Annotated in this window: 12 protein-coding genes; 8 read left to right on the plus strand and 4 right to left on the minus strand. The window is 56.6% G+C overall.

Annotation, left to right across the window (positions count from 1 at the left end):
• Nucleotides 1–9 precede the first annotated feature (9 nt).
• The 3 genes from ACR0KN_RS01240 to ACR0KN_RS01250 all read right to left on the minus strand — a co-directional run bounded on the left by ACR0KN_RS01240 (nt 10) and on the right by ACR0KN_RS01250 (nt 3,162).
• Nucleotides 10–924 carry a carbohydrate ABC transporter permease gene (locus ACR0KN_RS01240; RefSeq protein WP_039534942.1) on the minus strand — a complete coding sequence of 305 codons (915 nt, stop codon included), beginning with the start codon at nt 922–924 and terminating at the stop codon, nt 10–12.
• 67 nt (nt 925–991) lie between these two features.
• Nucleotides 992–2,242 (minus strand): ABC transporter substrate-binding protein, encoded by a 1,251-nt coding sequence (locus ACR0KN_RS01245; protein WP_170770439.1) that lies wholly within the window; start codon nt 2,240–2,242, stop codon nt 992–994.
• Nucleotides 2,239–3,162 (minus strand): N-acetylmuramic acid 6-phosphate etherase, encoded by a 924-nt coding sequence (locus ACR0KN_RS01250; RefSeq protein ID WP_480650796.1) that lies wholly within the window; start codon nt 3,160–3,162, stop codon nt 2,239–2,241. The genes ACR0KN_RS01245 and ACR0KN_RS01250 overlap by 4 nt, the downstream gene beginning before the upstream one ends.
• A gap of 158 nt (nt 3,163–3,320) precedes the next feature.
• Here ACR0KN_RS01250 and ACR0KN_RS01255 point away from each other — a divergent pair, with 158 nt between their 5' ends.
• From ACR0KN_RS01255 to ACR0KN_RS01275, 5 genes are all read left to right on the plus strand, one after another.
• On the plus strand, nt 3,321–4,208 hold the full coding sequence (locus ACR0KN_RS01255) for a glucosamine kinase nucleotide-binding domain-containing protein (protein ID WP_480650798.1): 888 nt from the start codon (nt 3,321–3,323) through the stop codon (nt 4,206–4,208).
• Nucleotides 4,195–4,950, plus strand: a complete 756-nt coding sequence (locus ACR0KN_RS01260; RefSeq protein ID WP_170469405.1) for a GntR family transcriptional regulator — start codon at nt 4,195–4,197, stop codon at nt 4,948–4,950. The genes ACR0KN_RS01255 and ACR0KN_RS01260 overlap by 14 nt, the downstream gene beginning before the upstream one ends.
• A gap of 12 nt (nt 4,951–4,962) precedes the next feature.
• Nucleotides 4,963–5,991 carry an SIS domain-containing protein gene (locus tag ACR0KN_RS01265; protein WP_480650800.1) on the plus strand — a complete coding sequence of 343 codons (1,029 nt, stop codon included), beginning with the start codon at nt 4,963–4,965 and terminating at the stop codon, nt 5,989–5,991.
• Nucleotides 5,988–7,124 (plus strand): N-acetylglucosamine-6-phosphate deacetylase, encoded by a 1,137-nt coding sequence (gene nagA, locus ACR0KN_RS01270; RefSeq protein ID WP_480650802.1) that lies wholly within the window; start codon nt 5,988–5,990, stop codon nt 7,122–7,124. Before ACR0KN_RS01265 ends, nagA begins: the two co-directional genes overlap by 4 nt.
• A gap of 155 nt (nt 7,125–7,279) precedes the next feature.
• Nucleotides 7,280–9,274, plus strand: coding sequence for a hypothetical protein (locus ACR0KN_RS01275; protein WP_480650804.1), 1,995 nt, complete (start codon nt 7,280–7,282; stop codon nt 9,272–9,274).
• Between the two features lie 8 nt (nt 9,275–9,282).
• Here the strand turns inward: ACR0KN_RS01275 and ACR0KN_RS01280 are convergent, their stop codons facing one another.
• Nucleotides 9,283–9,585, minus strand: a complete 303-nt coding sequence (locus ACR0KN_RS01280) for a DUF6476 family protein (protein WP_480454669.1) — start codon at nt 9,583–9,585, stop codon at nt 9,283–9,285.
• On the opposite strand from ACR0KN_RS01280, the gene ACR0KN_RS01285 reads away from it, so the two are divergent.
• The 3 genes from ACR0KN_RS01285 to ACR0KN_RS01295 all read left to right on the plus strand — a co-directional run bounded on the left by ACR0KN_RS01285 (nt 9,584) and on the right by ACR0KN_RS01295 (nt 12,767).
• Entirely contained in the window at nt 9,584–10,618 is a 1,035-nt protein-coding gene (locus tag ACR0KN_RS01285; RefSeq protein WP_480650806.1) for an RluA family pseudouridine synthase, read from the plus strand. The two genes, ACR0KN_RS01280 and ACR0KN_RS01285, sit on opposite strands and share 2 nt — an antisense overlap.
• 147 nt (nt 10,619–10,765) lie before the next feature.
• Complete coding sequence (gene rpoH, locus ACR0KN_RS01290; protein ID WP_170469420.1) at nt 10,766–11,662, plus strand: RNA polymerase sigma factor RpoH; 897 nt, start codon at nt 10,766–10,768, stop codon at nt 11,660–11,662.
• Between the two features lie 130 nt (nt 11,663–11,792).
• On the plus strand, nt 11,793–12,767 hold the full coding sequence (locus ACR0KN_RS01295; RefSeq protein WP_480650809.1) for a Gfo/Idh/MocA family protein: 975 nt from the start codon (nt 11,793–11,795) through the stop codon (nt 12,765–12,767).
• The last annotated feature ends 6 nt before the right edge of the window (nt 12,768–12,773 follow it).

A 12,773-nucleotide genomic window follows, 5' to 3' on the forward strand; every position in this document is an offset into this window, starting at 1 on the left:
CGGCGATCCTCACAGCTGATACCGGCGCATCCGGGTCTGGATGCCGAAGAGGTAGATACAGACACCCACGAGGATGATGGCAAACATGGCGCCAGCGATGGCGGAGCCCATATGCGGGTCGCCCAGTTGCAGCTGGAAGCCAAAGAAGGTGCGGTACATGAAGGTGCCGAGGATATCGGTTGAGAAATCCGGCCCCGCCAGCGCGCCCTGTGAGACGTAGATCAGGTCGAAGGCATTGAAATTGCCTACAAAAGTCAGGATTGAGATGATCCCGATTGAAGGAATGATCAACGGCAGTTTGATCTTCCAGAATGCCGAGGCTCCGGTGATGCCGTCTATTTCTCCGGCCTCAAGGATCTCTTCGGGGATCGACAGCAGGGCGGCATAGATCAACATCATCGGGATGCCGACGAATTGCCAGACCGAGACAAGTGCCAGTGTCGTCAGGGCATATTCTTCTTTGCCTAGCCAAGGTGCAAACAGCGACTTAAGGCCAACGGCGTCCAGCATAGAGGGTGCGATGCCCCAGAGAGGGGACAGGATTAGTTTCCACGCAAAACCGACGATGACAAAGCTCAGAATGGTCGGAATGAAAATCGCGGACCGGTAGAGCGCCGCAAACCGCAGGCGTGGATGCGATAGCAGTGCCGCCAGAGCGATGCCGATGGGGTTCTGTACCAGCATGTGGATCAGGAAGAACCAGAAGTTGTTGCCCAAAGCGTTCCAGAACTGCTCGGACCAGATTGGATCGAAGAACAAGGTGCGGAAATTCTGCAGGCCCACGTAGATACGTGTCTGATCAACCTCGGTGAACAGTGCGAGGCGCAGAGTGTTGAACAAGGGGAAGATCATCACCGCCGTATAGACCAGCACCGCAGGGGCGAGGAAAACGGCAATGTGCCAGCGTATGCGGCGGGTCTGCATGGGAATCTCCGGGGAAAAAGGTCCGGACGCGACGCGGTGGCCGCGTCCGGTGTGAGTGGCCTAGGTGTTACTGATGCGGTGCGTACCAGCTGGCCAGACCGTCTTGCAGTTGCTGACCCAGCGCTTCGGGTGTCTCTGCACCCTTGATGGCTGCAACGGATGCACCCCAAGTCTCGTTTTCGAGGTTCGGCGTGCCGCGCGACAGGATTTGGTAGGTCGAACGGATCGTGCTTTCGCACTCTTCGCGCCAGCCAACGATTTCTTTGGCCAGTGGATCTTCCAACTCGACCGGAGTGCTGGATAGCGGGAAGAAACCGGGTAGGGCGTTACCGAATATGCTGGCAAACTCGGGGCTTGCGACCCAAGCCAGGAAGGTGCGCGCAGCTTCTTGGTTTTCGCTCGCGGCGTTCATACCGATGCCGATATCAGTGTGGTCCGAAATATAGCAGGTATCGCCCGCGTTCTGGACCGGTGGCTTAAAGGCGCCCATTTCAAAATCGGCCTGCGTGTTGAAGCCCGAGATTTCCCAGCTGCCTGCTGGATAGACCGCTGCACGACCCAGCGTGAACAGGTTCTGGCTGTCGGGATAGGTTTGCGCTTCATACCCGTCGCCCAGATAGTCCGCCCATTTGGCCAGCGTCGCATATGGGGCAACCCACTGGGGATCGGTCAGCTTTTGCTCGCCTTTGATCAGCGCCTGACGGCCTTCTTCACCTTTCCAGTAGTTCGGGCCGATGTTGTTATAACCCATTGTGGCGGCTTCCCACTGATCATTGGTGCCCATCGCCATCGGGATATAGGTGCCGTCTTCCTTGATCTTGTCGAGGGCGGCAAAGAATTCAGCCTCGGTGGTAGGAACTTCGATGCCCAGCTCGTTGAACGCATCCTTGTTGTAAATGAAGCCGTGAATCACCGACGCCATCGGGACGCAGAAGCTGGCCGATCCATCATCGGTTTGCCAGGCAGATTTGGCGACGTCGGAGAAATTGCCCATAGCGTCCAGATCGGACAAATCCGTCAGGTGGCCGTCTTCATAAAGCGCGAGCGACGCATCAAACGGACGGCAGGTGATCAGATCACCAGCCGATCCGGCCTCAAGCTTTGAATTCAGAACGGCGTTGTATTCCGCAGGGGCAGAGGGCGAGAAAATCACTTTGATGTCGGGGTGCTCGGCTTCAAAAGCCGGAATGATTTTTTCCTGCCACAGAGCCAGATCGTCATTGCGCCAGCTTTCGATTGTCAGGGTGGCCTCCTGCGCATAGGCGCTTGTGACCAACGCCGTACTCATCAGAGCAAGGCTCAGAACGTTGCGTGTCATTTGGTTTCTCCCAGGTTGATGGTTTCTTGGTTTTGCTTAATCCGCTCTAGGGCGGGGCGGAGGTGATCATTTGCGTCGTGCAACATGGCCTGTGCCTCGCCCAGTGTTGGGACCCCTGCTGCAAGCAAGGCGGCACATTTCAGATTGCCGCTGGCCGTCATCAATGCTGTTTCGGCTTGTTCGGGTTCAACGCCGGCCAGTTGACAAACAATCCCTTTGGCGCGGGCGCGGAGCTTATCATTGTCAGCGCGCAGATTGATCATCATGCCGTCCTGAATATGCCCCAACTCCATTGCCATCAGGGTCGACAGCATGTTCAGCGCGATTTTTTGTGCCGTGCCTGCCCCCATGCGGGTCGAACCCGATACCAGCTCGGGCGGTGTGGAAAGCAAAATGGGGTGATCAGACAGTCGCAACAGTTCGGTATCGCCGTTATTCGCGATCCCGACGATAGGGGCTCCCTTGTCGCGCGCAATCTGGGCTGCGGTAACGGTATACGGCGTCGTACCGCTGGCAGAAACAGTGATCAAAGTGTCTTTGGGGGACAGATCCACAAGATCACGAGCAAGAGTGCTGGTCGCATCTTCCGTATCTCCGGGCATCTCGACACCCGTTGGCATACCACCTGCCATATGAATGCGTATTTGGCTTGGAGGTATTGAATAAGTTCCGCCGAGTTCCAGCGCATCCGAAGCGGCCATCAGGCCAGATGACCCCGCCGCGAGATAATGCAAGACCCCGCCCGTGCGGATCGTTTGCGCCATTGCTTTTGCTCCGGTGCAAATGGGGGTGAGCGAGGTGAGCGGGGTTGTCGCGGCCTCAGACTGAGATTGGGCCAGCAACTCGGCAACTTCGGTCAAAGGGCGCGCGTCTAGCCCGATCGCATCCTTGTGCAGTTGTTCCGTTACTGGCGTGGCCACGTGATTCTCCCCTCAGTTCTGGATATCATACCTTTTAGATACCATTAGTCTACCATTTTCTTTTTGTGTCGATGTGTTTCAGAATTTTAGCCGTAATTCTGTAATTTGGTCGCAATTGGGTCTTCAAAATCTTCAATAGGTATTATAAAGGTATTTTCATGAGTCGTCTTGCTGATACCATAGTGCTCGCTGTAGATGGCGGTGGTACGCGTTGTCGTATCGCTGTTTCTGATGGTTCCTTTGCTCGCCAAGTTGAGGTGGGGGCTGCGAACGTCTCGACCGATTTCGAAGCAGCTTGTGCCGAGCTGAATCGCGGTATTGCGGATCTGGCCAAGCAAGCCGGATTAAATGGCGCACAGATTGCAGGGACGTCGGCCTATTTGGGGTTGGCTGGGATCACTGGCAAAACGCTGGCAGAGCGACTCGCAGCGAGGCTGCCGTTCGAACGAGCCCGAATTGAAGATGACAGGCCCTCCGCATTGCGGGGTGCGCTTGGGTCGAAAGATGGTTTCGTGGCGCATTGTGGTACGGGGTCGTTTCTCGCGTCACAGAGAGATGGTCAGAGTCGCTTGGCCGGTGGCTGGGGACCGGTATTAGGGGATCAAGCTTCGGCGCAATGGGTTGGCCGACAGGCTTTGGCGCGCACTCTCGATTGTGTCGATGGCATCGCGCCGACCTCCGAGATGGCGAATGGTCTTTTGGCACGCTTTGATGGTGCCGCCGGGATTGTAGGGGCTGCATCCATGATGACGCCCACCGAGTTCGGTGCGCTGGCCCCTGTGGTCACGCTTAGCGCTGAGCAGGGGGATGCGCTTGCGCGCGCTATCATGGAGGCCGGTGCACGATATTTGGCGGATCAGATCGAGGCGATGGGCTGGAAGCCCGGTCTATCGATTTGTCTGACCGGGGGGATCGGTCCGCAATACGCGCCTTACCTCTCGAAGATCATGCAGCAGGACCTGACTGAACCACTGGGCGATCCATTGGCCGGTGCAATCGCGCTGGCCCGTGCGTTTCATGAGGAGATCGAACATGAGCGTTGCTGACTTCCTGAAACCCGAAGGATGGCTGGGTCAGACCGCTGGTCCGCGTTATGTGCAATTGCGCCATCGGTTGGAGCAGGGGATAGAAGAGGGCATTCTAGCCCCGAACAGTTCACTTCCACCCGAACGCGAGATCGCTGAGCTCACGGATCTGTCGCGCGTCACGGTGCGAAAGGCGATTCAGGAACTGGTGCGCAAAGGCGCGATCGAACAGAGGCAGGGTTCAGGCTCATTCGTGCGTCAGCCCGTTGCACGGGTTGAGCAATCATTGTCTCACCTGACCTCGTTTACCGAGGATATGGAGCGACGTGGTTTTGAAACAACCTCGACCTGGTTGGAGCGCGGGGTGTTTCTGCCTTCTCCGGACGAGATGTTGGCACTAGGGCTATCGACCAATGATCAGGTCGCCCGAATTCATCGTTTGCGCGCTGCCGGAGGACGGCCAATGGCGTTAGAGCGCGCAGCTTTGCCGCTGGATATCCTGCCCAACCCGACCGAAGTCACTGGGTCCTTGTATGCCTTCCTGGAAAGATCCGGGAACCGTCCGGTGCGCGCTATCCAAAAGATCTCGGCCATCAACCTTGAAGCCACCGAGGCACGCTTGCTTGATGTTGCAGAGGGCACAGCGGGGTTACGCATTCAGCGTACCTCATACCTCGAAAGCGGGCGCGTCGCCGAACTCACCCGATCCATCTATCACGGCGATGCCTACGATTTTGTGGCAGAGCTGCGTTTATCAACCTGAAAGGCGGGACATATGTCCACCGAAAAAACTCAAATGCGACGGGAAATCAACGAGATACCCTTCGCCGTTGATCGACTTTTAACCGAAGGTGCCAGGGCGATCTCCGCGACTGCTGGCGCGATCCGCGAGCATGATCCTAATTTCCTGATCTCAGTCGCACGCGGATCGTCGGATCATGCCTGCAGCTATCTGAAATACGCGTCTGAACTGCTGTTGGGCCTGCCCATGGCGTCGGTCGGGCCGAGCGTCAAATCGATTTACGGGGTAGACATGCGCTGCCCCGGCGCACTGTGTATCTCGGTGTCACAATCGGGCCAAAGCCCGGATATCGTTCAATTGACAAAATCCCTGACTGAAGGCGGATCATACTCGGTTGCAATTACCAATGATACAGGATCGGCCCTGGCCAAGGTTGCGTCTTCGGCTCTGTCGATCCACGCAGGCGCTGAACTGAGTGTGGCTGCCACCAAAACTTTCGTCACCTCTCTGGTTGCCGGGCTTTGGTTGTTGGCCGAGGTCAAGGGCGATGATGAATTGCTGTCGTCGATCCACAAACTGCCGGATGTTTTGTCACGCGCGATCACATGCGATTGGGGGGCTGTCGTAGACGCCGTTGATGGCCAATCACTGTTCACGCTTGGGCGTGGCATGTCCTGGGCAATTTCGAATGAGGCGGCTCTTAAATTCAAGGAAACCTGCCAGATTCACGCGGAAAGCTATTCCTCGGCCGAGGTATTGCATGGTCCGGTTTCGATTGTCGATCAGGGGTTTCCAGTGATTGCCTTCGCCTCAGGTGATGCGGCCGAGGCCAATATTGCCGAGGTTGCAGATGCGCTTGCGGGCAAAGGGGCAAAGGTCTTTGCGACAACCAACATGGTGGCTGATGCTGCGTCGCTGCCGCATGTGCGCACATCGCACTGGATGACGGACCCGGTTGCCTCGATTGCGTCTTTCTACGGTATGGTCGAGGCAGTAGCCACGCGGCGCGGTATCAACCCTGATGCACCACGCCACCTGCGGAAAGTGACGGAAACGGTATGACGGCTGCGACGATCACCTTCGCCGGAGGGCCGATTTTCGACGGCGAAATGCTGGTAGAAGGGCATGCGGCCCGCTTCGTCGACGGGAGGTTGGATTGCTTCTTGCCCGAATCTCAGCTGTCTGCGGGTGAAGTTATCGAGAACCTGTCGGGTGACATTCTCAGCCCTGGTTACGTAGATTTGCAGGTCAATGGCGGCGGAGGTGTGATGTTCAATGATGATCCGTCAGTCGAAACACTGCGGCGTATCGCAGGGGCACATCGCCAACTTGGGGCGACATCGATCTTGCCGACGTTGATTACGGATACACCTGAAAAGACCAGAGCCGCGATTGCGGCCGCAACGCAGGCCATCAAACAGGGGGTGCACGGGATTGCAGGGCTGCACCTTGAGGGCCCGCACCTGTCCGTGCGTCGCAAAGGCGCGCATGACGCTGCACTGATCAGGCCCATGGAAGGTGCCGATCTTCAGCAACTGTTAGATGCGGCAAAGGTGCTGCCTGCGCTTATGGTCACGATTGCACCCGAAAGTGTCACGACGGCTCAGGTCGAAACGCTTACCAAAGCGGGAGTCATCGTCTCAATGGGGCACAGTGATGCTGCGTTTGAAACCTGTGTGGCGTACGTTAAGGCAGGCGCACGTTGTGCGACGCATCTGTTCAACGCCATGAGCCAATTGGGCAACCGCGAGCCCGGCCTCGTTGGCGCTGTCCTTTCCCAAGGCGCAATATCCGCAGGTCTGATCGCAGACGCGATTCATGTTCACCCAGAGACAATGCGCGCGGCCTTCGCCGCCAAGCAGGGGCCGGGCCGCCTGTTTCTGGTCAGTGATGCGATGGCCGTCGCCGGGACAGACTTGACCGAGTTCAAGTTGGAAGGGCGTATCATCCAACGAGAAAACTGCAAGCTAACCTTGCAGGACGGAACACTGGCTGGGGCTGACCTTGATCTGACCACTGCCTTGCGTGTGTTGACGACAAAAGTTGGCATATCACTGCCCGATGCCTTGGCAGCGGCAACGCGCATTCCCGGAGATATCATCGCGCAAAGAGCCATCTCTGATCTGAGCACGCTCACGCAGGCCATTCGAATTTCCCCGGATATGTCACAGGCTCGACCGGTTGTTGCAGGTTGAAAGCCATTTTTGGCGAAACTCATGACACCACAGATTTCGCATCTCGCCGCAGCCGCTGCGGTTGTGTAAGACGTTAGGCAAACACAGTTTGGGAATGTCCTAATGTTTCAAGAAATTGGCAAAATCGACATGAGGGCGGCTGCCCAAATTTTGCCATGACCCAGAAGCGAGGCGTTTTCATTGGGCAGCGCAAGGATCGTATGGGTGCGCGCCTGTTGATGATCCTGACCTGCATCCGTCTGGCTAAAGATTTTGAGACCGACTACCGCGTGAACTGGTTCCCACAGGGCGCGGACGCACCGGAACTGGATCAGCCCGAGGAGTTGTTCACTACTGATTGGATGGATGTGCATTTTCTTAATCAGCCAGAGCTCGACGCACTGAATGAGACCGCTCTGCCGATTTGGGCTTTCCAGAACGACCCATCGCCAGAGCGATTGATGGACCATTTAGCCTCGGGCCGATCGGTACTGGTCGAAGAAGGGTTCGAGGTGCTGGCGTTCCCTTGGGAGGATATCGAAGCCATCCGCCCCCGCTATCGCGATTTCATCCGCGGTCTTGGATTCGTCGATAAGGTTCGTCAGATCATGGATCGGGCCGATGAGAAACTTTCAGGGCAGGGGGTTTCGGCTTATCACATCCGTCGTGGCGATATCTTGAATGGTTTGCCGTGGAAACACTCAACCTGGCCCGCCAAGATCGAGCCCGAAGAGTTTTATGAGGTCCATCTGGAAAAATCCAAGGGCCAGACGGCGATCATGTTCTCAGATCAGCCCGAGTTGATCGTACGGTTTAAGCAGCGGTTTCCGCAGCTTATGCAAATGTCGGACATTGCCGATCTGTCGGGTCTGACACGAGCGCAACGAGACTTTCTGGAACTCTACGCAATGTCGCGGGCGGATCAGGTGATTGCACCATATATTTCGGCCTTTTCGATGGCAGCGGCGCGGATATCGGGACAGCAGCGCAAGGTGTTTCGCGATGTATTGACTGAGGAGGAATTGCAAGGGGCGAATGAGCGCGTAATCGAGCGGGTCGCGCAAGGACCAGCAGAGTTTCTGAACCCTTCGGAGGCTGCGCATATCTATGCAAAAGCGGCGCAATATCTATCGGCTCAGGATCGCTGTGAAGAGGCGTATGAAAGTGCGAAACCCATCCTGGACACCGGGGCTGACAATGCCTTTATGCCGTTGCTGCAATCACTGAATTGTTTTTACCTGTCCAAGTGGCAGGAAAGCGAGACGCTTGCCCGTGAGGGGTTGGAGAATCCGCATCTCTGGCCCGAAGATTATGCCGTCATGTGCGCTTTGCGTGGCGCCATTCTGGGTGTGCAGGGCAAACGCTGGGCGGCGACACGGCATTTCGCAAAAGCGTTCTGGGCCAAGCCATTACGGCCGGATGTTGTAGTGCTGGGTTCCAGAATGTTGTACCGGTCACATCTGGCACATCGACTGCTGCCGCCGGTTGACTGGTCGTTACAGCGCACGGTGCGTCAGCGCCGTTTTCCACCGTTCAACAACCTGTATCTGGTTCAGCACAAGGTGGTATCATGGCGGCCGTGCAACTTTGATTTCGTTCTGCTGGATTGGGCGGATCTAGCGCTGGATCAACGCGCAAGACGTCTGTTTGATCAGCGTAAGAGGCTGGAAGCATTGAGTTCAGCCTTGGACGATCTGCCTGACGTGCCAGCAGACGACCCGCGATTGCAGAGCGCGCAGGTGGTACTGCAAAAGCATCTGGGCGAGGTTTCCGGCGCCCAGGCCATCGACAGAACACGTCGGATAGTAGCCGAAGTGCCGGAAAATACACTTTATCAGAAACGACTGGCCGAGCTTTATGAAGCGGAGGGCGATACCGACGCCGCCCAAAAAACAATGGCCGAGGCGCTGGCCTGCGACCCCGAAAGCCCATTTCTTCTGTACGCAATGGGCCTCTTGTTGGAGCGGACGGGCCAGATCGGGCAGGGCGAGAAGCTGATCTTGCAAGCCGCTGATCAGGATGAAGTCAGTGTCGCTATTCAGGGTATGGCGGGGCAGATCCACATGCGACGAGGAAACAAGAAAAAGGCGCGGCCGTATCTTGAGAAAGCGCGCGATCTTTATCCGCCCTACAAGCGGTTTACCAATCAGTTGAACAGGCTTTCGGGGTAGACGCGGCCCTAATCCAGTGCAATCTCTTGCCGCAGTTTTCCGGTTGTCTTGTCAAAGATCAAAATACGGTTGTCTTCGGTCACGACCGCATACCAGTTGCTGCCGATGGTCAATGCTTGGGCCTTTGCTCCGCCAGGTAACTCGATCTGATCGGGCAGCTTGGGTGTGCGGTCGGATAGGCGGATGACAATCAGGGCGAATGTCACTAGAACCCCGCCAATCATAACCGCGGTCAACAGCATGACCATGCGCCGTAGCAGTCTAAGCTGCGGTGTTTCCTGCGGTTCCTGAGGTTCGGAAGGGACAGTCATGGGCACCCGCCTGATAGAGTTTCAAATCGCGGCCGCTCCGCCGCCCCGCCTTGATAAGGCGCTTGCGCGGGATGTGCCAGCGGAAGAGAACCTGTCGCGTACCCGACTGACACGATTGATCAGCGAGGGGGCAGTCACCGTCGATGGAGCGGTCATAAAAGACCCCAAGGCAAAAATTTCCGAAGATGCACAGATCGGGATTACAGTGGCTGAGGCCGAAGACAGCCATATCGGCCCAGAGGATATCCCTCTGGAAGTTGTCTATGAGGATGACGATCTGATCGTGATCAACAAGGCCGCTGGTATGGTGGTGCATCCGGCACCGGGCTCTCCGAACGGCACGCTGGTCAATGCGCTGCTTCATCATTGCGGCGAAGATCTTTCAGGAGTCGGCGGTGTCAAACGCCCAGGAATCGTACATCGGATCGACAAGGAAACCAGTGGCCTGTTGGTCGTGGCCAAATCGGATGTGGCGCATCATGGGCTGGCGGCCCAGTTCGAGGCGCATAGCGTCGAGCGCTACTACCGCGCCATTTGTTATGGCGTGCCCGACGCCAACGATCCCCGATTGCGTGGGATAAAGGGCGTTAGCTTTGAGCCCGGCAATATTATGCGTCTGACGACTCAGTTGGCGCGACACAAAACGGATCGGCAAAAGCAGGCCGTGCTGTTTCACGGTGGTCGGCATGCGGTGACACGAGCGCGGATTGTCGAGGTATTCGGGTCGCCCTGTGGCCTATCGTTAGTCGAATGCTGGCTCGAGACGGGCCGGACACATCAAATCCGTGTCCATATGGCACACGCTGGCCATGGCCTTGTCGGAGACCCGGTTTATGGTGGCAAACGCAAACTGGCAGCGCGTGCGTTCGCACCTGAGGCGATTGAAGCTGTGCGTGCATTCCCACGTCAAGCGCTGCACGCAGCGGTGCTTGGGTTCAAACATCCAGTTTCCGGAGAAATGCTGCGATTTGAGGCGCCGTTGCCACAGGATATTTCAACGCTGCTGGAAAACCTGAGAAAGCCACTGAAATAATCTGCAAAGGCTTGTGAAAATCGCGATTTCAGCTTTCCTTTACATAGGGTTAATTCCAGACTTGTATCAGATCCTCTTGAATGTACCGCGTCTGGTACCCATATCCCATGTTAAGGGCTTAAACATTTGTCCAAGGGGCAGAAATAAATGGCAAATTATTCAAATCTTCCAGCACCGACACCTGAAGGTGGACTGAACCGCTATATGCAGGAGATTCGTAAGTTTCCTCTGCTGGAGCCAGAGGAAGAGTACATGCTGGCCAAGCGGTGGGTCGAGGAACAGGATACCGAGGCCGCACATAAGATGGTCACGTCACACCTGCGTTTGGCGGCCAAGATCGCGATGGGATATCGCGGCTATGGTTTGCCGCAGGCCGAGGTGATTTCCGAGGCCAATGTGGGCCTGATGCAGGCGGTCAAGAAATTCGACCCTGAAAAGGGATTCCGCTTGGCGACCTATGCCATGTGGTGGATCCGCGCTTCGATCCAGGAATATGTTCTGCGATCCTGGTCGATGGTGAAGCTGGGCACAACTTCGGCACAGAAGAAATTGTTCTTCAATCTGCGCAAGGCGAAGGCGCGTATTGGCGCATTGGAAGAAGGCGATCTGCGCCCTGAAAACGTGGCCAAGATCGCTGAAGACCTCGGTGTTACAGAAGATGAAGTGATCAGCATGAACCGCCGGATGTCCGGTGGTGATGCCTCGCTGAACGCGACCGTCGGGTCCGAAGGCGAAGGCACAATGCAATGGCAGGATTGGCTAGAGGATGAAGATGCTGATCAGGCTGGCGACTATGAGGCGCGCGATGAACTGGAAGCCCGGCGCGAGCTGCTTGCCGCTGCGTTGGACGTCTTGAATGATCGTGAAAAAGATATTTTGACCCAGCGCCGGCTGATGGATCAGGCTGTCACGCTTGAGGAATTGAGCACGCAATACAATGTAAGCCGTGAACGCATTCGTCAGATCGAAGTGCGCGCGTTTGAGAAGTTGCAGAAGAAGATGCGAGAGCTTGCGCGCGAGAAGGGCATGTTGAGTTCAAGCTGAGCCGCTCGCATTCGAAGCGCCAACCGGTCTGATCCACGTCAGGCCGGTTTTTTCTTGCCCAAGGGGTATGACAGTCCTGCCCTTCGCTGCTAATGATTGGTGGCGCTAACATCGCGGGGAGGTGGTGATCATGCAAAAGCCGGTTCAATGGGGCATATTAGGGGCATCGAAATTTGCGCTTCAGCACATGGGGCCAGCTATCCACGCCGCCGATGGTGCTCGCCTTGCTGGGCTGGCCACGTCCGATCCGACCAAAGCAGCGCCATTTCAACAGTTTTGCCCCGATACCAGCGTTTTCCATAGCTATGACGCGCTGCTGGCTGATCCGGTGATCGAAGCTGTCTACATTCCATTACCTAATCATCTGCATGTCGAATGGAGCCTGAGGGCGCTGGATGCGGGCAAGCATGTTTTGTGCGAAAAGCCGATGACCATGCGGGCAGATGAGTTTGAAACTCTGATTGCCAAGCGGGATCAGACCGGATTGCTGGCCGCCGAAGCTTACATGATCGTACATCATCCGCAGTGGCAATTGGCCCGCAATATGATCGCCGATGGAGCAATCGGGAAGCTGGTCCATGTCAGCGGCGCGTTCAGCTATGACAACCGGGCGGATACTGCCAACATTCGCAACCGCGCAGAAACTGGCGGGGGTGGGCTGCGCGATATCGGGGTGTATGTGATCGGCAGCGCACGCTATGCGACGGGTCAAGAGCCGACCTCGGTCAGCGGTGCGATCCGCTGGGAGAATGACGTGGACGTCTTCACCGAAATTCGCGCGCAGTTTCCTGACTTTACCTACTCCGCCTACGTCTCGACCCGAATGCATCCGCATCAGGAGATGGTGTTTCACGGCGAAGGTGGTTTGATCCGTCTGACCGCGCCTTTCAATGCGCGTGTATTTGGTGAAGCAAGGGTCGAGTTGCACCGCCCTGGGCTTGAGGTACAGGTGACGCGCTTTCCAGGGGACGATCACTATAAGCTGCAGGTCGAGGCATTCTGCCGCTCAGTCCGCGATCGGGCTGACTACCCCTGTCCGTTGGAATTCGTGCGGGGCACGCAAGAGGTTATCGATCAGGTCTTTGATACAGCTGTATCGCTCTAGCTTGCC

This window comes from Ruegeria sp. AP7 (assembly GCF_056539905.1).